The sequence below is a fragment of the Sphingomonas sp. FW306-05-A genome (assembly GCF_058782275.1).
In genome coordinates this window covers 656,100-678,336 of the sequence record NZ_JBYSXN010000002.1, presented here as the reverse complement: position 1 = coordinate 678,336, position 22,237 = coordinate 656,100, and the positions used below count along the sequence as shown (strand labels likewise).

The 22,237-nt window shown below is 65.9% G+C and carries 19 protein-coding genes; 10 read left to right on the top strand and 9 right to left on the bottom strand.

The genetic code is table 11. The features are described 5' to 3' along the window. The first annotated feature begins 18 nt into the window (after positions 1-18). The 4 genes from AC3WJR_RS12020 to AC3WJR_RS12005 all read left to right on the top strand — a co-directional run bounded on the left by AC3WJR_RS12020 (position 19) and on the right by AC3WJR_RS12005 (position 5,279). Positions 19-2,226 carry a xanthine dehydrogenase family protein molybdopterin-binding subunit gene (locus AC3WJR_RS12020; protein ID WP_492725281.1) on the top strand — a complete coding sequence of 736 codons (2,208 nt, stop codon included), beginning with the start codon at positions 19-21 and terminating at the stop codon, positions 2,224-2,226. Positions 2,227-2,345: 119 nt separating this feature from the next. Further along, positions 2,346-3,278: an XdhC family protein gene (locus tag AC3WJR_RS12015; RefSeq protein ID WP_492725279.1), complete on the top strand. Its 933-nt coding sequence runs from the start codon at positions 2,346-2,348 to the stop codon at positions 3,276-3,278. After that, entirely contained in the window at positions 3,275-3,859 is a 585-nt protein-coding gene (locus AC3WJR_RS12010) for a nucleotidyltransferase family protein (RefSeq protein WP_492725277.1), read from the top strand. The genes AC3WJR_RS12015 and AC3WJR_RS12010 overlap by 4 nt, the downstream gene beginning before the upstream one ends. Before the next feature lie 196 nt (positions 3,860-4,055). Then, positions 4,056-5,279, top strand: a complete 1,224-nt coding sequence (locus AC3WJR_RS12005) for a glycosyltransferase family 87 protein (RefSeq protein WP_492725275.1) — start codon at positions 4,056-4,058, stop codon at positions 5,277-5,279. A 95-nt stretch (positions 5,280-5,374) separates the two neighbouring features. Here the strand turns inward: AC3WJR_RS12005 and xylA are convergent, their stop codons facing one another. The 4 genes from xylA to AC3WJR_RS11985 all read right to left on the bottom strand — a co-directional run bounded on the left by xylA (position 5,375) and on the right by AC3WJR_RS11985 (position 10,882). After that, positions 5,375-6,685, bottom strand: coding sequence for a xylose isomerase (xylA, locus tag AC3WJR_RS12000; RefSeq protein WP_492725271.1), 1,311 nt, complete (start codon positions 6,683-6,685; stop codon positions 5,375-5,377). Between the two features lie 20 nt (positions 6,686-6,705). Next, complete coding sequence (xylB, locus tag AC3WJR_RS11995) at positions 6,706-8,160, bottom strand: xylulokinase (protein WP_492725266.1); 1,455 nt, start codon at positions 8,158-8,160, stop codon at positions 6,706-6,708. 8 nt (positions 8,161-8,168) lie between these two features. Beyond that, positions 8,169-9,278 (bottom strand): glycoside hydrolase family 43 protein, encoded by a 1,110-nt coding sequence (locus AC3WJR_RS11990; protein ID WP_492725262.1) that lies wholly within the window; start codon positions 9,276-9,278, stop codon positions 8,169-8,171. A gap of 104 nt (positions 9,279-9,382) precedes the next feature. Next, complete coding sequence (locus tag AC3WJR_RS11985) at positions 9,383-10,882, bottom strand: oligosaccharide flippase family protein (RefSeq protein WP_492725260.1); 1,500 nt, start codon at positions 10,880-10,882, stop codon at positions 9,383-9,385. 302 nt (positions 10,883-11,184) lie between these two features. On the opposite strand from AC3WJR_RS11985, the gene AC3WJR_RS11980 reads away from it, so the two are divergent. Next, positions 11,185-12,282, top strand: a complete 1,098-nt coding sequence (locus tag AC3WJR_RS11980; RefSeq protein WP_492725258.1) for a glycosyltransferase family 4 protein — start codon at positions 11,185-11,187, stop codon at positions 12,280-12,282. Here the strand turns inward: AC3WJR_RS11980 and AC3WJR_RS11975 are convergent. From AC3WJR_RS11975 to AC3WJR_RS11965, 3 genes are all read right to left on the bottom strand, one after another. Beyond that, entirely contained in the window at positions 12,279-13,373 is a 1,095-nt protein-coding gene (locus AC3WJR_RS11975; protein ID WP_492725256.1) for a glycosyltransferase, read from the bottom strand. The two genes, AC3WJR_RS11980 and AC3WJR_RS11975, sit on opposite strands and share 4 nt — an antisense overlap. Positions 13,374-13,474: 101 nt before the next feature. After that, positions 13,475-14,092 carry a transglutaminase-like cysteine peptidase gene (locus AC3WJR_RS11970; protein WP_492725254.1) on the bottom strand — a complete coding sequence of 206 codons (618 nt, stop codon included), beginning with the start codon at positions 14,090-14,092 and terminating at the stop codon, positions 13,475-13,477. A gap of 101 nt (positions 14,093-14,193) precedes the next feature. After that, a complete protein-coding gene (locus AC3WJR_RS11965; RefSeq protein ID WP_354281750.1) occupies positions 14,194-14,337 on the bottom strand; it encodes a hypothetical protein in 144 nt (47 codons plus the stop codon). A gap of 410 nt (positions 14,338-14,747) precedes the next feature. Between AC3WJR_RS11965 and AC3WJR_RS11960 the strand changes: the two genes are divergently transcribed. Genes AC3WJR_RS11960 through AC3WJR_RS11940 form a run of 5 tightly spaced genes read left to right on the top strand, consistent with a single transcriptional unit; the run spans position 14,748 to position 20,020 of the window. Further along, positions 14,748-15,272, top strand: coding sequence for a polysaccharide biosynthesis/export family protein (locus AC3WJR_RS11960; protein ID WP_492725252.1), 525 nt, complete (start codon positions 14,748-14,750; stop codon positions 15,270-15,272). Positions 15,273-15,314: 42 nt separating this feature from the next. After that, on the top strand, positions 15,315-15,842 hold the full coding sequence (locus AC3WJR_RS11955) for a hypothetical protein (RefSeq protein WP_492725250.1): 528 nt from the start codon (positions 15,315-15,317) through the stop codon (positions 15,840-15,842). Beyond that, positions 15,839-17,155, top strand: coding sequence for an outer membrane beta-barrel protein (locus AC3WJR_RS11950; RefSeq protein WP_492725248.1), 1,317 nt, complete (start codon positions 15,839-15,841; stop codon positions 17,153-17,155). The genes AC3WJR_RS11955 and AC3WJR_RS11950 overlap by 4 nt, the downstream gene beginning before the upstream one ends. 25 nt (positions 17,156-17,180) lie before the next feature. Next, entirely contained in the window at positions 17,181-19,340 is a 2,160-nt protein-coding gene (locus tag AC3WJR_RS11945; RefSeq protein ID WP_492725246.1) for a GumC family protein, read from the top strand. After that, positions 19,337-20,020: a hypothetical protein gene (locus AC3WJR_RS11940; RefSeq protein ID WP_492725244.1), complete on the top strand. Its 684-nt coding sequence runs from the start codon at positions 19,337-19,339 to the stop codon at positions 20,018-20,020. Before AC3WJR_RS11945 ends, AC3WJR_RS11940 begins: the two co-directional genes overlap by 4 nt. Here AC3WJR_RS11940 and AC3WJR_RS11935 read toward each other — a convergent pair. Together AC3WJR_RS11935 and AC3WJR_RS11930 are read right to left on the bottom strand one after the other, a co-directional pair. Beyond that, positions 19,927-21,381 carry an O-antigen ligase family protein gene (locus tag AC3WJR_RS11935; protein ID WP_492725242.1) on the bottom strand — a complete coding sequence of 485 codons (1,455 nt, stop codon included), beginning with the start codon at positions 21,379-21,381 and terminating at the stop codon, positions 19,927-19,929. The genes AC3WJR_RS11940 and AC3WJR_RS11935 overlap by 94 nt on opposite strands. Further along, complete coding sequence (locus tag AC3WJR_RS11930) at positions 21,368-22,027, bottom strand: sugar transferase (RefSeq protein ID WP_354281764.1); 660 nt, start codon at positions 22,025-22,027, stop codon at positions 21,368-21,370. The genes AC3WJR_RS11935 and AC3WJR_RS11930 overlap by 14 nt, the downstream gene beginning before the upstream one ends. Between the last annotated feature and the right edge of the window lie 210 nt (positions 22,028-22,237).

The window sequence follows — 22,237 nt, the reverse complement described above, 5'->3', positions numbered from 1 at the left end:
GCCCTGGCGGGGAATATCATGGCCGACTTCAAGATGGACGCCGATCATTCCGGTCTCGCGTTGGACCGGGGCGTTCAGGGAGTATTGGGTGCCGCACTCGACCGTAGCGAAGGCGCGCTCAAGGTCAGTGGTGCGGCACGCTACGGCTACGAACATTCGGTCGCGGGGGAGGTGGCCTACGGCTATCTGATCACCGCCCCCGCCGCCAAGGGCAAGATCAGCGGCTTCGATGCCGATGCCGCGCGCAGCCTGCCCGGCGTGCTCGACGTCATCCTCGATGACCCGCGCATTCCGCGGCAGGCGGCGGCGTTCGTTCCGGCGCATGCCGGTAACGACGAAATTGACCATTGGGATCAGATTGTTGGCGTCGCGGTCGCGACCAGCTTCGAAGCCGCGCGTGATGCCGCCAAGGCGGTGACGATGACGATCGAGCCCGCGCAGGGCCGGTTCGACACGATGGCGAACGTCGCCGACGCGAGTGGTCCGCCCAAGGACAGCCGCCTGCAGGATATGGCCAAGGGCGATATCGATGCCGCGATGACGGATGCCGTGGTGACGATCGATCAGGTTTATACCACGCCAAATCAAGTGCATGCCGCGATGGAGCCGCATGCATCCGTCGCCATCTGGGACGGCGACACGCTGACGCTCCATTCGAGCTTGCAGATCCTTCACGCCGCCAAGGGCATTCTGGCCAAGTCGGTGGGGATTGAAGCGGACAAGGTTCGGATCCTGTCGCCCTATATCGGCGGCGGTTTCGGGGGAAAGATGCTCGGGCCGGAAGCGGTGCTTGCGGCGATCGCGGCGCAGAAGGTCGGGCGGCCGGTCAAGATCGCGATGGCGCGGAGCCAGCTGTTCCATAACGTCTATCGCCGCACCGATACGCATCAGCGCATCCGCTTAGCCGCTGATAAGGATGGCAAATTGACTGCGCTGGCGCATGACAGCGTGGTGAGTCAGGGGCCGGATGGCGGGTTCATGGAGCCGGTCGCGCTGGGGTCGATCGCCTTGTACGATGCGCCCGTGCGGCACTTCACGCACAAGATCGTCACGCTCGACATGGTTCAGGCAGGCGCGGTGCGCGCGCCGGGGGAAGCGGTCGGAATGCTCGCGCTTGAGACCGCGATCGACGAGATGGCTGAGGCACTCGGGCGTGATCCCATTGATTTTCGGAAGTTAAACGAGCCGCCCGTCGACCCGATGACGGGCGCGCCGTTCTCGACACGCGCTCTGGTCGAGTGTCTCGACAAGGGCGCGGAGCGGTTCGGCTGGGCCAAGCGGTCGCCGCGGCCGGGGCAGGTGCGCGACGGCGAGTGGCTGATCGGCATGGGGATGGCGGCCGCGGTCCGGATCAACCTGTTGGTCGATTCACAGGCGCGCGTGACGCTTTCGCCCGACGGACGTGCGCGAATTGAGACCGATATGACCGATATCGGTACCGGAAGTTACACGATTCTAGGCCAGATTGCCGCAGAATCGCTCGGTTTGCAGATGGATTGTGTCGATGTGATCCTCGGCGATACCGATTTGCCGCCGGGCGCGGGTTCGGGCGGGTCGTTTGGTGCGGCAAGCGCCGGATCGTCGGTCGCGCTCGCGTGCGAGGATATCGTCGCGACGCTTGCCGAGCGGATGCAGGCGGACCCGAAGGACATGACGCTCAAGGACGGCCATGCGATCGCGGGCAACCGCCGCGTGCCGTTGTCCGAACTGGTCGGGAGCGAGCCGCTGGTCGCGCTCGGCAAGATCAGCCAGGGGAGCAACGCCAAGACCTTCAGCCAGGCCGCCCACGGTGCGCAATTCGCCGAGGTCGCGGTGAACAGCGTCACCGGCGAAGTGCGCGTCCGGCGGATGCTCGGCGTGTTCGAGGCGGGGCGGATCCTCAATGCCAAGCTGGCGCGGAGCCAGGCGATCGGCGGGATGATCTGGGGCATCGGTTACGCGCTGATGGAGGATGCTGTGCTCGACCAGCGGCACGGCGCGTTCGTCAACCACGACCTCGGCGAATATCACATCCCGAGTCACGCCGACGTGCCGCCGCTCGACGTGCTGTTCGTCGAGCATATCGACCGCCATGCCAACCCGATCGGGGTCAAGGGGCTGGGCGAACTGTCGATTTCGGGCGCAGGCGCCGCAGTGACCAACGCGATCTACAATGCGTGCGGGGTGCGGGTGCGCGATTTCCCGCTGACGCTCGACAAGATCCTCGGCGGATTGCCGGATATGTAGTTCTCCCTCTCCCCTTCCGGGGAGAGGGTCGGGGAGAGGGCAGTGTGACTAGGGTGATGGCCGGTTTGAGGCACGCCCCTCTCCCCGGCCCTCTCCCGCAAGCGGGAGAGGGAGTAGAGATGGCTGACAATGATTCCGTGCTGAATGCCGCCACCCAGTGGAAGGGCGCACCGCTCGCGCTCGCTACCGTGGTGTCGACCTGGGGCTCCGCGCCGCGTCCGCGCGGGAGCCATATGCTCGTCCATGCCGATGGCCGGTTCGAGGGATCGGTCTCGGGCGGGTGCGTCGAGAATGACATCCTCACGACCGCTGCCGAGGTGATCGCGGGGGCGCCGTTCCAGCTCAAGAATTACGGCATTGCGGATGCCGCCGCGTGGGAAGTCGGGCTGCCGTGCGGGGGCGAGATTTCGGTGCTGGTCCAGCCGGTGTCCGCGGAAGGATTCGACCCCGAACTGTTCGACCGGATCGCCGAAGCGCGCGACGACGGCAAGGCGCTGCAGGTCGTGACCGATCTCGCGTCGGGCCAGAGCTCGCTCCGCCCGCAGGAGGGTGCGGCGTTCGTCAACCGCTACGATCCGCCGCGCCGGTTGCTGATCGTCGGAGCGGTGCAGATCGCACAGGCGCTCGCCGGGCTGACGCGCGAGATGGGGATCGCGACGACCGTGATCGATCCGCGCGCGCGCTTCCTGACCGAGGAGCGCTTCCCCGGCGTCACGCTCGACGATCGCTGGCCCGACGAGGCGGTCGAGGCGCTCGATCCCGGCCCCGCGACCGCGGTGGTGACGCTCAGCCACGATACCAAGATCGACGATCCCGCGCTGATCGCGGCGCTCGCGCATCCGACTGCCTATGTCGGGGCGCTCGGCTCGCGCCGAAGCCATGCGGCGCGGCGCGAGCGGCTCGCCGCGGCGGGCGTGTCGGAGGCGGATCTTGACCGGATCGATGCGCCCGTCGGGATAGACATCGGCGCGGTCGGCCCGGCAGAAATCGCGCTGTCGATCGCGGCGGCGATGGTGGGCGCGTTCAACGCGGACGAACGCAGGAAGGGATGAGCGCGGTGCTGACCCCGGATCGTTGTGTGCTGATCCTGCTGGCGGCGGGGCGTTCGGTTCGGTTCGGGGATTTGGACAAGCTCCAGCAGGACTTCCTCGGCAAGCCGCTCGCTTTCCATGTCGTGACCGCGCTGGAAGCGATGCCGTTCAAGGCGCGGCTCGCGATATGCTCGGGGTCGGACCTCGATTTCGCCAGCCGCGGCTACCGCGTGATCCACAATGACGATCCGGGGGACGGCATGTCGGGCTCGGTCAAGCTCGGCGTGGCAGCTGCGCGCGAAATCGGGTGCGACGCGGTGGTGATCGCGCTGGCGGACATGCCGCGCGTGACGGCAACGCACATCTACCGACTGCTGGAGGCGGCATCGGGGCGGGATGCGGTGATCGCGTCGAGCAACGGCGTCCATCCGACCCCACCCGCGGTGTTCGGGGCGGATCAGTTCGAGGCGTTGCTGACGCTGGAGGGCGAGGAGGGCGCGCGCGCGATGGTGCGGGCAGGGCGACATGTGATCGCGCCGGAAGCGGAGTTGCTCGACGTGGACCGGCCCGAGGATCTGGATCGGTTGCGGAGCTTGCGGTGAGGGTTGGGGCAGGGAGTGACCTGTTGCCTCTGTCCTAAGCTCATAGAGCGGTCATTCCGTTCGTCCGATCCGGTGGCTACGGCAATCGCGCCCGCATGACGCCATCCGCGCGCGTCGGCGGCGGTTCGCCAGGATGTGGAACACACCCCCTGGAGACAGGAAGGGTATGTTAGGCGAGCGCTGCTACCGTTCGCCCATGAACAGTAGCTGGCATAGTGGCGATTGGGTGGATTCGCGCATACGATCGGTCTGCGGGGCGCTGCTGGCGGTTACGATCATTTCCTATGCGGCGCTACTGCTGACCAGTCATGGCACGCTGGACTGGAAGGGGCGCCCGATCGGGACCGACTTCTCCGACGTTTATGCCGCCGGTTGGATCGCCAATCACGGCCGCGCCGCTGCCGCGTGGGTCTGGCCGGAGCATTATCGGGTACAGCAGATGCTGAATCACTCCCGCACGGTTCCTTTTTACGGATGGCATTACCCACCCCCATTTCTTTTGGTTGCAAGCGGACTCGCAACCCTTCCGTATCTCGCCGCGCTGGCGCTGTGGCAGGGGACGACGCTTGCCGCAGCGGTGGCAGTAGCGCGCCGGATCGTACCCGGGCGCAGGTCCGCACTTGCGGTGATTGCGGCACCGGCCAGCTTCGTCTGTATCGGCCACGGCCAGAACGCCTTTCTCACCGCAAGCTTGCTGGCGGGTGGGCTGTTGCTGATCGATCGGCGTCCGTGGGTGGCCGGGCTGCTGCTGGGATGTCTCGTCTACAAACCGCAGTTTGCGGTCCTGCTTCCGGTGGTGCTGATTGTCCTGCGGGATCGCCGGGTTTTTCTGGGCGCGGCGCTGTCATCGTGCGGGTTGGTTGCGCTCACGTTGGCGGTCTGGGGGTGGCCGGTATGGGCCGGATTTTATGAATCGCTGGGTCCGACCCGCGCCATCGTCATCGAAACCGGTCAGACCGGATGGGAGAAAATCATCACGGCCTTTGCATTGGTCCGAGCGTGGGGGGGAGCGGTGCCCCTCGCCTATGCGGTGCAGGGCGTTACGACAGTGCTTGCGATCACTGGAGCGGCGATCACGGCGCGCTGGGCAAGTGCGTGCGTGCGCGGTTCGGCCGTGTGTAGTGCGGCGTTGCTTTCAACGCCCTATGCCCTGGATTATGATCTGGTCATTCTGGGCGGTGCGCTCTGCTTTATCGTTGCCGATGCTCGAACGCGCGGGTGGCTGGCTCAGGAAAAAAGCATTCTCGCGCTTGCCTATCTGGCTCCCCTGTTTGGTCGCCAGATGATGGAACTGACCTTGGTGCCGGTCAACTGGATCGCGACGATCACGGTATTCTCCCTGGCGTTGCGGCGCGCGTGGATATTCGATTTCGGTAACGGACATGCCACACGGGATGGTTTCCAATCCGCGGTGACGTGACCTCGATACGCGGAAGGCATTGCACACCGTAAACACAAAAAGGGCCGCGAGCATGTTTGCTCGCGGCCCTTTTCGTTTGCCCGTTGAGCGACCGATCAGATGAAGCGGTTGATCAGGTTCTCGATCCGCTCCTGACGGCCCGAGCGCGGCTGCGGGTCGATGCCCTGCTCGACCGCGAGATCCGCGATCCCCGCCAGATCGAGACCACCGACCTTCTGCCCGAAGTCCGCATCCCAACCGGCATAGCGTTCGGTCTTGATCGCATCGAGGCGACCGTCTTCGATCAGTGCTGCCGCATTGAGCAGGCCCTTGGCGACGACGTCGATCGCGCCGACATGGCCGTGGAACAGATCGACCGCATCCATCGACTGGCGGCGGACCTTGGCGTCGAAGTTGAACCCGCCGGTGGTGAAGCCGCCAGCCCGGATGATCTCGAGATTGGCGAGCGTCAGTTCCTCGACCGAATTGGGGAACTGGTCGGTATCCCAGCCATTCTGCGGATCGCCGCGGTTCGCGTCGATCGAACCGAAGATGCCGAGCGCGGCAGCGGTCGCGATCTCATGCTCGAACGTGTGGCTGGCGAGGGTAGCGTGGTTCGCCTCGATGTTGACCTTCACTTCATTCTCGAGGCCGTAGCGCTTGAGGAAACCGTACACCGTCGCGGTGTCGAAATCATACTGGTGCTTGGTCGGCTCGAACGGCTTCGGCTCGATCAGGATCGTGCCGGTGAAGCCGATCTTGTGCTTGTGCTCGACGACGAGCGACAGGAAGCGCCCGAAATTGTCGAGTTCGCGCTTCATGTCGGTGTTGAGCAGCGTCTCGTAACCCTCGCGACCGCCCCACAGCACGTAGTTCGCGCCGCCGAGGCGATGCGTTGCTTCGAGCGCGTCACGGACCTGCATCGCGCCGAACGCGTACACTTCCGGGTTGGGGTTGGTGGCACCACCGGCGGCGAAGCGCGGGTGGCTGAACAGGTTGGCAGTGCCCCACAGCAGCTTGCGACCCGACGAGGCCTGCAGCTTCTCGAGATGGTCGACGGCTTCGGCGAAGTTGCGGCGATGCTCGGTGATGTTGGCGGCATCCGCCATCACGTCGACGTCGTGGAACGCGTAGAAGGGGATGTCGAGCTTGGTGAAGAAGTCGAACGCGACTTCACGCTTTGCCGCCGCTGCTGCCGCGTCGTTCGCGCCGGCATGCCACGGGCGGTTGAACGTCCCGCCACCGAACACGTCCGAACCCGGCCAGCAGAAGGTGTGCCAGAAGCAGGCGGCGAAGCGCAGATGGTCTTCCATCCGCTTGCCCATGACGACCCGGTCCTTGTCGTAATAGCGGTACGCCAGCTCGTCGTCGGTCTCGGGCCCCTTGAAGCTGATCTGGGGGATGTCGGCAAAGAAATCATTGGCCATTGGGGCGCTCCTTCAAAGGGTCAGTTGGATGCGGTGAGGGGGGAAATCGCGGCATAGGCAGCCCGGAACGCAGCTTTCTTCGGTGCGAGCCGTGCGGTCAATTCCGCGTCGGGGGTGATGCGGTGCGAAACGGGTGGGGCGACGCAGACTTCAGCCGGGGTCCCGCCGTCGACCGCAATCTGCGCAAGCCGGGCTGCGCCGAGGGCGGGGCCGACTTCGCCGCCCTGGAGGTAGACGAGCGGCACGTCCATCGCCGCCGCGAGCGTCTCGCCCCAGTAGCGCGAGCGTGCGCCGCCGCCGATGACCGCGAGTTCGGCGACTTCGGTGCCCGCTTCACGCAGCACGTCGAGCCCGTCCGCCAGCGCGAAGGCGACGCCTTCGAGCACCGCCTGCGCGAGCCGGTTGGCGTCGGTGTCATTGTCGAGTCCGTAGAACGCGCCGCGGACCTGCGCATCGTTGTGCGGCGTGCGTTCGCCCGAGAGATAGGGGAGGAAACCCTCGGGACCGTTCGCGACGCCAGCCGCCTCGGCGCGCTGGAACAGTTCGGCGGCACCGGTCGCGCCGGTCAGCCGCGCGACCCAGTCGATGCACGAGGCTGCGCTCAGGTGGACCGACATCTGGTGCCACATGTCGGGCAGGCAGTGGCAGAACGCATGGACGGCGCGCGCCGGATTGGGCCGGAACGCGTCGTTGGCGACGAAGATAACGCCCGACGTGCCGAGCGACAGCAGCGCCTTGCCATCGGTGACGACGCCGACGCCGGCCGCGCCACCGGCATTGTCGCCAGCGCCGCCTGCAACCGGAACCTGCGGGATGCCCCAGGCTTCGGCGATGTCGGCGCGGAGCGTGCCCGCGACGTCGGTGCCCTCGACCAGCCGCGGCATCTGCGCCTCGGTGAGGCCACAGGCGGCGAGGAGCGTCTCGCTCCAGCGGCGGCCCGCTACGTCGAGCCACAAAGTACCCGCCGAATCCGACATGTCGGACGCCTTCTCGCCGGTCATCCGCAGCCGGACGTAATCCTTGGGCAACAGCACCGTCGCGACCTGCGCGAAGATCTCGGGCTCGTGGCGGCGGACCCATTCGAGCTTGGGGGCGGTGAAGCCCGGCATCACGATGTTGCCGCCGACGGTGCGGAAGTCACCCGTCGCCTCTTCCAGCGCGGCGCATTCGGCGAAGGAGCGTCCGTCGTTCCACAGGATCGCTGGGCGCAAGGGTTTGTCATCCGCGCCGAGCAAGGTCGCGCCGTGCATCTGCCCGGCGAGTCCGATCCCGCGGACTGCGCGGCGAACGCTCGGGTCGATCGCAAGGACCGCTGCGCTGGTGGCTTTCCACCAGTCCTCGGGGTCCTGTTCGGACCACAAGGGCTGGGGACGCTGGACGGTGAGCGCGGCGACGCCCTGACCGACGACCGCGCCATGGGTGTCGAGGACGACGGCCTTGACGCCCGACGTGCCGATATCGATTCCGAGAAACATCGGCTGCCTTACTTGACCATCGGATCGATCAGCTTGATCGTCCCGTCGGCGTTGAAGTTGAGCTCGGTCACCTTGACGTTGCGCAAGTGGTTCTTGTTGCTGAGCTGCGTGTCGGCATAGAACAGCCACCACTTGCCGTCATGTTGGATGATCGAGTGATGCGACGTCCAGCCCTGCACCGGCTTCAGGATATGCCCGCGATAGGTGAACGGGCCGTAGGGGCTGGTGCCGGTCGCGTAGTTGAGGAAATGCGTGTCGCCGGTCGAGTAGGTGTAATAATATTTGCCGCCGCGCGTGAACATCCACGACGCCTCGAAGAAGCGCTTCTCATGGTCGCCGCCGAGGACCGGCTTGCCGCTCTCATCGAGGATCACCGCGTCGCGCGGGGTCTCGGCGAGGCTCTTCATGTCAGGGTTCATCCGCGCGACCTTGCCGCTGAGGGCAGGCTGCGTGTCCTGCATCAGATCGGTGTCGCTGCCGTTGGGGTCGAACTTGCCGTCCTTCCAGCGCTGGAGCTGGCCGCCCCAGATCCCGCCGAAGTACATGTAACTCTTGCCGTCCGCGTCGGTGAATACGGCGGGGTCCATCGAGAACGCGCCCGCGATCGGCTTGGGGTCGGCCTTGAACGGGCCCATCGGGTTCTTGGAGGTCGCGACGCCGATCATGAACTTGCCGAGGCCGTTCTTGTCCTTGGTCTTGTCGCGCGCCGGGAAGTACAGATAGTAGGTGCCGTTCTTATAGGCGGCATCCGGTGCCCACATCTGCTGCGAGGCCCACGGCACCTGCTTCACGTCGAGCGCGACCGGGCCGATCGTGACCTTGGCGCCGACCTTGTCCATCCGCAGCACGCGATAGTCGCGCATCGCATATTGGTTGCCGAGATCGTCGTCCGCGATCGGGGCCGGGATGTCGTGGCTGGGATAGACGTAGATCTTTCCGCCGAACACGTGTGCCGAAGGATCGGCGGTGTAGATCGAGCTGACCAGCGGCTGCGACAGGAAAAGTTTGGGGTCGGACGGGGTAGGGGCGGAATGCTCCTGCGCCATCAGCGCCGCGCCTGACGCCAGGCCGATCGCGGCCAGGCCACCTGCAGCGGCCAAAAACATGCCCTTGTTCATCGCAACATCTCCCGAATCTCGCGCTCGCCGGCGCGGGTTGATTGAAAGGTAGCGCTACCAGCGGGGTTCGACAAGGACATTCGTCGGAGCAAGGCTCCATGCCGTCAAACCCGTGACCGAAACCGCGCCCATGACGATGTAACCCATCCGGCAAGCAGCGTCTCGATCCCTTTCGGTCGACCGCTCCACTCCCATGACAGCAGCAGGATCGTACCGTAGACGGCCAGGCCAACCGCAGCGCACGCGATGATCCCCAGTGCCAGTGGCAAACCGTCCAGACCGTGCAAGCGACCGCGCAGCAGGAACAGCGCCAGCGCCAATCCCGCAGCCGCAACGAGCGGACGCCAGAGACCGGCGCATTGACGCGGGATCGAAGCCCCGAGGAGCTGGCGGACGAAGATGGCCGCGACCAGCGCCATGAGCAGCGAAAGCCCGAGCCGCGTGGCGATGACGCCTGCAATTCCATAGACATACGCGCCGGCGATGATCGACGGCACCGTCACCGCCAATTCGATCAGGTTGCGCCGGAGGAAGATGTCGGTCCTGCCCAGCGTGACCGCAAGCGCGCCGAGCGGCGCGGTCAACAGTGGTGGTATCAGCGACACGGCGAGCCATTGCAGGATCGGCCAGCTCGACTGCCACTTCGGCCCGAGCGCCAGATGGACCGCGGGCTGGGCCAGGATACTGAGCCCGAGCATGACCGGAATCCCCACGGTGAGGACGGACGTCACGGTCCGCAAATAGGCCGCCATCAGGCGGGGCGGATCCTGCCTCAGCTGGGTAAAGGCGGCGATCAGCGGACGGCCGATCGGTTTGACGAACGCCTGTTCCGGCACCGCTGCGATGTCCCCCGCGAGGACATAGGCCCCCAGGGCTGCTGACGGGACCAGTCGGCCGAGCAGCAGGCGATCGATCTGCCAGTTGATCGCGCTGATCAGCTGGGATGCGGTGGACCATCCGACGAAATGGGCAAACTCGCCCCACCGCGTCAGCGACAGACGCGGCCGGTATGGAGCGACCGCATAGGACGCGGCAGCCATCGCCACCGGATTGACGATCGTGCCGATCGCAATGGCCCAGTAGCTGCGCGACACCAGCGCGAGCCAGATCGAACAGCCGAGCGCCATCCCCTTCCCGACGAGCTCGATCAGCAGGTCACGACGGAAATCGATTGCCTTTGCGAAGTGCGTCATAGCGGGGCTGACCACCGCGCGCGAAGCCGGGGCAATGACAAGCAGGCACAGCAGCGCCGCCAGGCGTGGATCACGATAGAGGATTGCGAACGGTTCGGCGGCGGCGATCATCAGCGCCGCGAGCAGCGCGCCCCGCAGGAGTCCGACCGTGAATGCCGTGTCGAGCAAATCGCGCGTGATCATCTCGGACCGGACGAGAACCTGACCGACCGGCAGTTCGAACACCGCTTCGGCGATCTGCACGACGGTCAGCGCCACCGCGACCAAGCCGAAGTCGGCCGGCAGGAGCAGATTGGCGAGGATCAACAGGCCGAGGAAATCGATCGCGCGCGCCGCCAGACGCGCTGCGACCAACCATGCAGTTCCGGCGGCAATGCGGGTGGCGATGTCGCTTTGCGCGCGGGAAGTCATGCGCTGCGGATCGTTGTCGGCGCTGCCGCGACCAGACGGGTCCGGAGCGTCGGTGTCGTCACGGTCGCCGGATCGGTTCGGGCAAGGCTCGTCGTTCCCCATATGCAGTATTACATCAGCAGGTAAAAGATCGTCGATGGATAGAGCAATACTCCATATGACCCGGTTGCGTAATCTGTAAATACAGAACAGATGAAGGTGTGGCGTAAAGTATGCCCCATGTCGCATTGCGGTCATCGTAGTAATGGCGGTGGCGCGTGCACGTTTGATTTTTGTCGTTGGCGATAATCGGCGGGGTTTGCATGCGAAGTGAAGTCGTCATCAACGGAAAATTCCTGTCGGCGGCGATGACGGGGGTGCACCGGGTGGCGTTCGGCCTGGTCGAACAGCTGATCTGCCATCAGCCGGAGATCGAGGATCTGTTCGGAAAGCCGGCCTCGATCGCGGCACCACATACGGTGGCGCTGACCGATCGACTGCCGCGGATGCCGATCGATCGCAAAGGCGTTCTGGCGGGGCAATGGTGGGAACAGCTGGAGCTTCCCGCCAAGACGCGCGGCAAGCTTTTGCTCAACTTGTGCAACCTTGCCCCGGTGGCGTCGGCAACGTCGATCACGATGATCCATGACACACAGGTCTTTACCAGTCCGCAGTCCTACTCGCGCGCCTTCGTCCACTTCTATCGTACCGTGCAGCCGGTGATCGGTGCCCGCGCGCTGCGGATCCTCACGGTTTCCCGCTACTCTGCCGAACAACTGGTGCGATGGAACGTGGCCCCCGCCGATCGCATTCGCGTGATCCACAACGGCGTCGATCATGCGGTGCAGACTGTCGCGGATCTTTCGGTTCTGCCCAAGCTGGGGCTAGGCGCGGCACGCTACGTCCTCGCGCTGTCGAGCGTGCAGGCGCACAAGAACCTGAAAGTACTGCTCGAAGCGTTCGCTTCGGAACGGCTCGCCGATCTCACGCTCGTGCTGTTCGGCACCGAGGGGCGACCGGCTGCGATCGCGGCGGGGCTGGCAGTTCCGCCCAACGTCGTGTTTGCGGGGCGTGTGTCCGACGGTGCATTGCGCGCGCTGACCCAAAACGCGCTGTGCTATGCGATGCCGTCGCGCACCGAGGGCTTCGGCCTGCCGCCGCTGGAGGCGATGCTCTCGGGATGTCCCACGGTCGTGAGCGATCGGGGCGCGCTGCCCGAGGTTTGTGGCGCTGCGGCGCTCTATGCCGATCCCGACCGACACGCGGACTGGATTGGCGCGATCCGCGCGATGGCGGACGATCCCGAGCTGCGCGCGCGATATGCGGCGATGGGACGGTTGCGTGCCGCCCACTTCACTTGGGCCCGCGCGGGCGACTCGCTGATGGAGGTGCTGCGCGACGTCGCGCGCGAACGACGCTAGAAGCGATCGGCGATCGCCTCGTCCAGCACGGCGGTGAAGGCGCGGCGGAAGCGGTTCGGGCCGAACGCCTGCGCGCGCGTGACCGCAGCAAGCGGGTCGAACCGCGGCAGCCACGCCTCGAACCGGTCGAGGCCGTCCAGCAGCGATTCGATCGTCTTGTGGTCAAAGAACAGGCCGGTCTCGCCGGCAACGACCGTCTCCATCGCGCCCCCGCGTGCGAAGGCGAGGACGGGGCGGCCGGACGCCATCACCTCGACCGGGATTAGCCCGAAATCTTCCTCCGCAGTAAAGACGAGCGCGCGTGCGGACGCATAGGCCGCGCGCAGGCTTGCGAAGTCGGCGTGGCGCGTAAACCGGATCGTCGGGCCAGCACGTGCCTGCAATTGGCCGAGCATCGCGCCTTCCCCGATCACGTGCAGCTTGCGTCCGCTGCGGGTGAAGGCGTCGACTGCGAGATCGGGTCGTTTGTACGGGACGAGCTGGCCGACCCACAGATATTCGTCGCTTGCGTCCCCGGCGGGCGTGAAGAGCGTGGTATCGACCGGAGGATAGACGACCGTTGCGTCGCACCGCCAGCTCTTGGCAATGCGGGCCTTGATATACGCACTGTTGGCCATGATCCGATCGGGGCGTGCCGCGCTCGTCATGTCCCATTGCCGTAGTGACGGTGCAAACAGCGGCATCATCACGCGGGCGCCGAAGCCACCGGCGGCGTGATATTGCGGATATTGATCCCACAGATAGCGCATCGGTGAATGGCAATAGGTCAGGTGGATCGCATCGGGGCGCGTGATGACGCCTTTCGCGGGCCCCGCCTCGCAACTGATGACAAGATCATAGGCCTCGAGGTCGAGCAGCTCGAGCGCGCGCGGCATGAGCGGAAGGTATTTTTGATACTGCCGCTTCGCGAAGGGTAGTCGGGCGATGAAGGTCGTATGGATGTCGTGCCGCAGGATGATCGATGAAATTCTCTCCGGGTCCACGACATGCGTAAAGATATCTGCATCCGGATACATCTGACAAAGATGTTCGAGCACGCGTTCCCCACCCCGCATGCCGACCAGCCAGTAATGAACGATTGCGATACGCAATCTCTTCTCCACCCCAATTGTGCCATTGGTGCGGCAATTAGGGGATGAAGTCCAGATTGGCGCGAGGGATCAGGTCGGCGTCCTTGTCCCAACGGCGCGATTCAGGAAGCCGTGGTCCAGCGGGTCGGCATTCCGGGGTGTTCCGCGATCAGCCATTGGTACCGCGTGTCCTGCCATGGCTCGACGAAACTCGAACGGCTGTCGAGCACCATGTCGCCGCCATCCAGCCGTGCGACCAGCACCGTATGGAGCCCGATGCCGGATTGATAGACGACCGCGAAGAACAGGCGTTCGGGCGGGAAACCCGCGTCGATCAGTTCCAGCCGCTTCTCGATCGCCAGATCCTCGCAATCGCCCACCGCGTTTCGCCCCGAGCCGCTCGGGCGCCACAATTCGCCCACGCCGTAGCTCAGCATGTCGCTTTGCTGGCGTACGCGCGCGTTGACCATGCCGTCGATCCGCTTGAGCAGTCGAAGCCGGGTCTTGTCGGCATCGGGCGAGTCCGGCCCGGTCGTGCTGACGGCCGTGCTCACGGTTGGGGCCGGGGTGGCAGCAAGCCGGTCGCATGTCGCCGGTTGTGCGCGGCACAGCTCGGCGAGGCCGGTGGGCATGTCGGTCGCAGTGCCGGATGGTACGAACGGCTGCTGCGCTGGCTTTGCTTCTGCACCGTGCATGCCGACCATCAGGCACGCCAAGAACACCCCAAGAAATCTCGCCACGATCCGCTCCGCGATGAAAGTCGCGGAGCCTTGGCCGTGGGGGTGTTAGCGAAAGGTTATAGTTGGTCGCAAAATAGTGCGAAATAACGAGAGGATAGGCTTTAGTATGAGAGCAGATACCACGCCGGCGCGAGCAGCGTGGCCCAGGCGAGCACGCCGCATCCGACCGTCACGCAGACACGGACGAGCGGCGGCCAGCGGTCGTCCTGGAGAGGGGGATGCGTATCGCAGGAACGGTCGCGCATGTCGCGCGCGCTAGCCCGCGTCGGCGCTTGTCCGCTCACCTCGTAGGGGGCCTCTTTCTGTCCGGGGCTTAGGCTTTGCGCGTGCATTGCGATTCCTGGTTAACGGCTCGCAACCGTAACGACTGCACCGTTTTTGGTACAGGGGCCTGCGTTCGTCCTTTCGAATGTCAGGCTTTCGATCGAGCATGTTGGCCTCGGTCCCGCAGGTCGCGTCAAAAACAGCATTGGAAATTGGTGCATCATAGGAGTAGTAATATTACGGCATAACCGGAATCGTCTTGAACGATACTTGATATGGCCAAGTAGATATACGTAAAATGGTGTACGGCAGTTGATCGATGGGGCGATGCGACGTGCGGATAGCCTGGAAAGTTATTGCATCAATATTGGTATGGTCCGGCGCGACGTTCGTGCCCGGCGGGATGCTGGCGCTACCGGTGGCGGCGCAGACCATGGCGCAGCAGGACCCGGCGGACACCGATTACCCGCTTGGCGTGGCTGACAAGGTGCGCATCATCGTGTTCGACGAACCGTCGCTGTCGGGCGAATTCACGGTCAACGCGAACGGCGCATTGTCGCTGCCGCTGATCGGCGACGTGCGCGCGGTCGGGCAGACCGCCACCGAGGTCGCGGCGGTGATCCGGCGGCACCTGATGGACGGGTATGTGCTTCAGCCGCGGGTCAGCATCGACATCCTGACGTTCCGGCCGTTCTACATCCTCGGCGAGGTCAACAAGCCCGGTGAATATCCCTACTCATCCGGCCTCACCATCGATGGGGCGGTGGCGACGGCGCAGGGGTACACCTACCGCGCGGACAAGCGGAAAGTCTTCATCAAGCATTCGGGCGAAGCGGAGTCGGCGAAAGCCCGCATCACGCCGGATCTGAGAGTCCGTCCCGGCGACACGATCAGGGTCGGGGAACGCTATTTGTAACCGCGTTGGCATTGGGGACGACAATCGTCGGTGGAGGGCAATGTGATCGATTCAGCTGCGATCCGGATCTTGATGATGACGCTCGCGGGTGCCTGGCTCGCGGGGGACAGGCCCGCGCAGGCGGCGACCGGCGCGGCGCAGACCGCGCCCACACCGACGCCGGCCCCGACTAACTCGCCGGCCCCGGCTAACCCGCCGGCACAGCCCGACCGCGATCGGCAGATCGAATCGCTCGCGGCGACGCTGATCGCCGCGTTGAAGGCGGGCGGTACGCAATCCGGGCAGATCGAGGCCCAATTGTCGCTGTTGATCAGCCAGGCACAGTCGGGCTGCGGCGATTCGAAGGCGGCATTGACCCAGGCGGCGACGCAGGCGGGGCAGTTGAGCGATGCCGCGGCGGTCGCGCTCAAGAACATCTCGGGCGCGCTGGAACGCTGCGAGATCGAGGGTACCGCGGCGCTCGCGAATGCGCAGACCATCGTCGACCAGGGAACGACGCTTGGCCTGTCGGGGGGAAGCTCGAACTACACCCCGCCCCAGACTGCGACGGCTGGCGGGCCGGGCGCGTGACCCGGTCCGTAAGGGTCCCCCCGATCGTCCTGAGCGCGGCGATCGGTCTGGCGGGGACGGTCGTGGCCACGCCGGTGGCCGCGCAAAGTGTCGGGGACAGTTTCGTCGTCCCCAATTTGCCGATCGAATATGATCGCGGGCGCAACACCGGCGTGCTCGACCGGTCGCGTCCCGAATTCGACGCATTGGGGATCAAGATCGGCGGTTTCACGCTGTTTCCGCGCGTCGAGACGGCGATCGGGTATGAAGATAACGTCTACCAGACCTCGTCGGACCGAAAGGCCGATGCGACGGCGACGATCGCGCCGAACGCCCGGTTCGCGAGCAACTGGTCCCGCCATTCGCTGACGATCGAGGCGGGCGCGGACATCAAGCGGTTCCTGACCGAGGCGCGGCGCAACCAGGATAGCTGGCGCGTGGTCGGATCCGGACGCTACGACATCGGCGGGCAGATGACCCTATCGGGTTCGGCCCGCACCGCACGTGCGACCGAGCCGCCGACCTCTGCCGCTTATCCGAGTGCCGCCGCGGCGGCGTCGCAATATCAGAGTACGCAGGTCCAGCTCAATGCGGGCTACGCCCCCGGGCGTCTGCGGGTGCAGGGGGGATTCACTTTCGCTGCGCTCGGGTTCGATGACGTGCTGACGTTCGACAACGGGGTCATCAGCCAGAACAACCGCAATTCGCACACGATGAGTGGATCGGGCCGGGTCGAATATGCGATCAGCCCGGATACGTCGATGTTCGCGCAAGGGAGTTACGACCGGATCGACTATGCCCGGCCGCTCGCGACGGGCATTCCCAACCGGAGTTCCGACACGTTCCGCGCGCTGGGCGGGGCTACCTTCGATCTCAGCACGCTGCTGCGCGGGTCGCTGGGCGTGGGATACATTCGGCGGCGGTATGATGCAGCCCTCTACCGTCCGATCGGCGGGGTGACCGCGGAAGCGCGCGTCGAGTATTTCCCGACGCCGATCACGACCGTGACGCTGACCGGGCGACGCCTGATCGAGGACGCGTCGTTCATCAATTCCGGCGGGTTCGTGAACAACACCGTCGCATTGCGACTGGATCACGAACTGCTGCGCTACGTCCTGCTCAACGCGCAGATCGGTTACGAGCATGACGTGTTCAAGAACACCGACGCCACGCTCGACATCGTCCGTGCGAGCGGCGGTGCGCGCTATATCCTGACGCGTGCGATCGGGATCGGTGCGTCGGTTCTGCACGATCTTCGGTCGGCGAAGGGAACGGGATCGGGGCCGTCCTATCACGAAACCCGGTTCGTCCTGTCCCTTGTCGTGCAGCGATAGCGGCCATCATGGTGAGAGATCCCGCATGGACATGAAGACCGAAGCCCGCATGGGGAGCCAGAGCAGTCGTCTCGACCAGAGCCGGCACATCGGGGCCAAGCCGGTCACGCTGGCGTCGCTGGGCGGCATTTTTCGTCGCCGCTGGCGCGTGATCGGCGCGACGATGCTGCTGACGGTGCTGGCGGCGGTTGCGGCGGCATTGCTGATCACCCCGCAATATGATGCGGTGGCGCGCGTCCGGATCACGCCTGCGAAACTGGCCCCGCTCGATTTCGAGACGGCGAAGGACCAGCCGCTCGACCAGGCGCTGGTCAACAGCGAGATCGCGACGATCCGGTCGCGTGACGTCGCGCGCCGCGTCGTGACGCGGTTCGGCCTGCAAGGGGATCCGGAGTTCACCCCTGAGGGCAACCCGGCACCGGCAAGCCCGGTCGCGATCGCCCACCGGATCGAAACCGCGACGTCGGCGGTGGTGCAACGTTTGACGGTGACGCAACAGGAACGCAGCTACGTCCTCGCGATCGGGTTCCGCGCGCGCGACGCGGCCAAGGCGGCGCGGATCGCGAATGCGGTCGCGCTCGCCTACATCGACAGCACTGCGGATTTCCAGGCGAGCACCGCCACGCGGCAGACCGAAACCGGGCAGACCGCATTGCTCCGATTGAGCCGCGAAGCCGAAGCCGCCGCGGCGAGCGTCGCGCGCTATCGTGCGGACAGCGGGATCGTGCAGGGCGGCGGAGTCGGCACGATCAACGACCAGCAGGTCGGCCCGATCTCGCAACAGCTTGCGTCGGCCAAGGCGGAGGCGGCGGCGCTCCGGTCGAACGTCGCCGCGGCCGAGCGGCAGATCGCCGCGGGTGGATCGGATGCGGTGTCCGCGGTCCTGTCCGCCCCCGTCATCACCGACCTGCGGCGCCAGCGGACCGAAGCCGAGCGCCAGCGCGCGCAGCTTGCCGCGCGCTACGGCGAGAAGTTTCCCGCACTGGTCCAGAGCAAGCAGCAGATCGAGGCGCTCGACCAGCAGATCCGGCTGGAGCAGACGCGGATCATCGAGGGGCTGCGCAGCGAGGCCCGGTCCGCCAGCGCCAAGGCAACCGATCTCGCGCAGCAGCTCACCGCGCTCAAACAGGAGATCGCGCTCAACAATCAGGCGGCGGTTCGCGCCGACGGTCTACAACGCAAGGCGGATGCGGCGACGACCGCGTACAATCGCATGGCGGGGACGGTGCAACAGGCCGCGCAGGCACAGCGCAGCAGCCAGCCCCAGGCACGCGTTCTCGAAAGCGCGGTGGTGCTCGCGCGGCCGACCTATCCCAATCGCCCTGCGATCGGCGTCGCGGGAATGCTCGTCGGGTTCGTTCTGGGAATCGGTGCCGCGGCGGTGGCGGAGGCGGTGCAAAGCACGATCCGCACCCCCGAGGAGATCGAGACGATGCTGGGGGTACCGCACATCGCAGCGATCCCGCAATTGACGGCGCGCCGCCTGCGCGACCCCGCGGGACGGCGTTGCGCGCCTGCCGACACGTTGCTGCACCGGCCGGTCTCCGCTTATTCCGAAGCATTCCGGACGATCCGTACCGTCATCCGCCCCGGCGGGGTGAAGGTGATCGCGATCGGCTCGACGCTTCCGTCGGAGGGCAAGACGACCAGTGCGCTGTCGCTGGCGCGGGTGATGGCGCTGTCGGGGGATCGCGTCCTGTTGATCGATTGCGACGTCCGTCGTGCGGGGCTGGCGGACGGTGTCGGATTGACTCCGGCCGCGGGGACGATCGAGGTGCTGGCGGGCACCGTGACGCTCGAGGCGGCGATCGTCCCGGACGATATTCCGGGGCTCGACCTGCTGTGCGTGCGGACGCCGACGTTCACGCCGGTGGACCTGTTCGATACCGGTGCGATGGCAATGCTGCTCGATCATGCGCGCGAACGCTATGATCATATCCTGCTCGACACGCCGCCGTTGCTGGGCGTCGCGGATGCGCGGACGCTGGCGAAGCTCGCCGACGGCGTGCTGCTGCTGGTCAAATGGAACGCCACCCCCGTATCGGCGATCGACAGTGCCCTTGCGGGGCTGGAGCAGGACGGCGCGGTGGTTCTCGGCGGGGTCCTGACGATGGTCGATCCGCATTCCGAAGCACTGGGCGGGCAATATTATTCGGCGCAGTACAGCCGCTATTACAACCCGTGACGCGCCGCTTGCGCCGAAATTGGCAACACGGCGACGGAGGGCGGCGTGTCTCGCCGGTTGCGATGCTGGCGAGCGCCGCGTGTCTGGCGGGATGTGTCTTTGCCGGACACATGCTGCAGGACGAGTGGCTGGCGGTGGTCATCACCCGGGCGGCGACTGATCGATCGGCGACGGCGCGCGACGCGGTGCTGGAAGCCTATGGTGACCGTGCGCCCGCGAACCTTCCGGTCCGCGCCGCGGCCCCGTTGGCGCAACTTGCGCTCGATGGCGCGCGCGCAGGCGCAACCCCTGCCCTACGCGCGCTCGATGCGGTTCGTGCGGAGGGGCTGATCCGCCATCTCCGGGATGTCCGCCCCGGCTGGGATGCGACCTTGTTGCTGGTCACCCAGCGCGAGCTGCTGGTCCACAAGAAGCCCACCCCCGCCGCGATCGACGCGTTTTCGGCAAGCTACCGCGAACGGCCGTTCCACAACGCCGCCGCGATCTGGCGGATCGCGTTTGCGCGGGTGTATTGGACTGCGCTCGATCCGGCGACGCGGCGTGCGGCGATCGAGGAGGCGGTCTGGCAAGTCCGCTATGACAACGGTCAGCGCGGCGCGATCGAGCGGTTGCTGGGGGATACGCCTGCGGGGGTCGCCTTTGCGTTGCGCATGGCGGCGGTCGGCCACGGATTGGGGTGAGTCGCGTGGGGGCGGGCGGGGTATGTCGCGCTTTCGCGGAGCGTGCGGCCCCAGCTGATCCCCAGCAGCGCCGCGCTTAATGCCGCGATCGCGGGTACGTTGAGCGCGATGTCGACCAGCGATCCCGTCGCGGCGACCGCGACCGCCAACAGCATCGTGCGACCGATTGTGTCGGACCGGTTTGCGGGGGTCGAGGGCGCGCGTGCGATGCGCCAAAGCAGGGCGGCGAGGGCCAGCGCGACCAGCGCGAGACCGGGCCATCCGGCCTCGATCGCGAGCTGCAACGGTGCGTTATGGGCCGCACCGAAGTCGCCGACCAGCAGCACGGTATCGGGCGTCAGCTGGTGCTGGTTGACGGTGTCGAACCCGCCCAGACCGTAACCCGTCAGTGGTGCCTGGCTGGCGAGGGCGATGGCGTGCCGTAGGATCGCGATGCGGCCCGACCCGTTTGCGCCCAGCGCGCCGTACCGGCCGAGCACCGCCCCTGCCGACGCCCACAAGGCCACGCCCGTGGCGAGCAATAGCAGCGCAGGGATGCTCCACCGGACCAGCACGTGTCCGCTGCGTCGCTGCGACCGGTAGCCGATGCCGCAGGCGATGTGCGCAACCAGTGTCGCCGCAACCGCGGTCCGCGATTGCGACAGGGCGACGAGCACGAGCGTTACGATCATGCCGAACACGGCGAGTATCGCGCCGGTCGGCAAGTCCCCGCGTGGAAGGGTCTGCCAGTCGCGCCATCGCATGCGTGCGACGCCGTGCAACAGCAGGCTGAGCATCCCGTAGAAGATGCCTGCCGCGTTGGCGTTGCCGATCAGCCCGGCAAAGCGGTGATGGCGATGATCCACGACGAGCCGCTGGACCATCTCGGTCGTGCCGAACGCGCGCAGCGCGAGGGTCGCGGTGATGAGCGCGGCGGCGCACAGGCACAGCCATGTCGCGGTCGTTCGCGTGAAGCCGGGAAGTCGCGCGGCGACGGCGCATCCGATCAGCAGCGCTATGAGCGAAAAGGCATGGCACCACGCGACCCCGAGCAGATCCGGTGCGGCCGGGGGGGTGATCAGCCGCGGCGCGAGGTCGGGACGGAACGGGAGCGCAGTCCAGCCCAGCAGCAGGATCAGCGGCAGCACGACCGGTGCCATGCGCGCGACCAACCGGGCGTCGCTTGGCACCAGCGCCAGGGCCAGCGCCGCCCATCCGAGATACACGATCGCGGTAGCCGCGGTCAGCACCGCAGTGTTGGCACCGCCAAGCGCGAACGGCAGGATCAGGATCACCGCGAGACTGCGCGCCAGCCCGTTCGACAGGCGCGCGGATCGGACCCGCGAACGTCGTCGCCACGGGTCGGTGTCAGCGCGATCCACGTTGCAGCAGCACCGCGGGCACCGTCAGCATCATGATCCGCCCGTACAGCCCGAGGCTGCGGCGGCGGGCGAACACGACGTCGAGCGCGATCCGGCGACGGTAGGTCGTGTCGTTGCGCCCGCTGACCTGCCACAGCCCGGTGATCCCTGGGCGCATCGCGGTGTAGTGCACGAACCGCCGACCATAACGCGGGATCTCTGCCGCTACGATCGGGCGTGGACCGACGAGGCTCATCGATCCCTGCAGCACGTTGATGAGTTGCGGCAGTTCGTCGATGCTCGAGCGCCGCAGGAACTTGCCGAGCGGGGTGATGCGCGGATCGTGGCGCAGTTTGTGGTCGTATGACCATTGTATCCGCGCGAGCAGGTCGTGTTGCAGCAACGCCGCCAGCCGCGCGTCGGCATCGTGGCGCATCGTCCGGAACTTGAGGCAGTAGAATTCCTGCCCGAGATAGCCGATGCGACGTTGTCGATAGATGACGGGGCCGTGGCTGGTCGCCTTGATGCAGATCGCTACCGCAAGGCACAATGGCCCGAAGAACATCAGTAATAGAAGCGTAATGACGATATCCAGGATGCGCATCGCATCGCGCGGAATGGTGGGCCAATCGATCGTTGGGGCGGCGGTCGTAGCGAGCTGAACCATAGTCTCCCCGATGTTGCCAAGGTCTGTGCTGGTCCGCGGTACAGTCTTCGAGGAAAGGCCCTGGATACGATCGGGCGGGGTGCCGAAGAATGTCGTTAGCGTATCGCAATGATTTGCCCGCGACAAACAAATCAGAGCCAAGGCGCTGATAAAACAGCATTTATACGCTGTTTGCGGTATGTCTCGACCATCATTTGGCGGCATCGCCTT

What these genes read in the sequence shown, in the direction of transcription:
- AC3WJR_RS11985 (WP_492725260.1), bottom strand. Translation starts at nt 10,882, where the DNA reads ATGACTTCCCGCGCGCAAAGCGACATCGCCACCCGCATTGCCGCCGGA.
- AC3WJR_RS11930 (WP_354281764.1), bottom strand. Translation starts at nt 22,027, where the DNA reads ATGGTTCAGCTCGCTACGACCGCCGCCCCAACGATCGATTGGCCCACC.
- xylB (WP_492725266.1), bottom strand. Translation starts at nt 8,160, where the DNA reads ATGTTTCTCGGAATCGATATCGGCACGTCGGGCGTCAAGGCCGTCGTC.
- AC3WJR_RS12015 (WP_492725279.1), top strand. Translation starts at nt 2,346, where the DNA reads ATGGCTGACAATGATTCCGTGCTGAATGCCGCCACCCAGTGGAAGGGC.
- xylA (WP_492725271.1), bottom strand. Translation starts at nt 6,685, where the DNA reads ATGGCCAATGATTTCTTTGCCGACATCCCCCAGATCAGCTTCAAGGGG.
- AC3WJR_RS11980 (WP_492725258.1), top strand. Translation starts at nt 11,185, where the DNA reads ATGCGAAGTGAAGTCGTCATCAACGGAAAATTCCTGTCGGCGGCGATG.
- AC3WJR_RS12020 (WP_492725281.1), top strand. Translation starts at nt 19, where the DNA reads ATGGCCGACTTCAAGATGGACGCCGATCATTCCGGTCTCGCGTTGGAC.
- AC3WJR_RS11945 (WP_492725246.1), top strand. Translation starts at nt 17,181, where the DNA reads ATGGACATGAAGACCGAAGCCCGCATGGGGAGCCAGAGCAGTCGTCTC.
- AC3WJR_RS12005 (WP_492725275.1), top strand. Translation starts at nt 4,056, where the DNA reads ATGAACAGTAGCTGGCATAGTGGCGATTGGGTGGATTCGCGCATACGA.
- AC3WJR_RS11965 (WP_354281750.1), bottom strand. Translation starts at nt 14,337, where the DNA reads ATGCGCGACCGTTCCTGCGATACGCATCCCCCTCTCCAGGACGACCGC.
- AC3WJR_RS12010 (WP_492725277.1), top strand. Translation starts at nt 3,275, where the DNA reads ATGAGCGCGGTGCTGACCCCGGATCGTTGTGTGCTGATCCTGCTGGCG.
- AC3WJR_RS11990 (WP_492725262.1), bottom strand. Translation starts at nt 9,278, where the DNA reads ATGAACAAGGGCATGTTTTTGGCCGCTGCAGGTGGCCTGGCCGCGATC.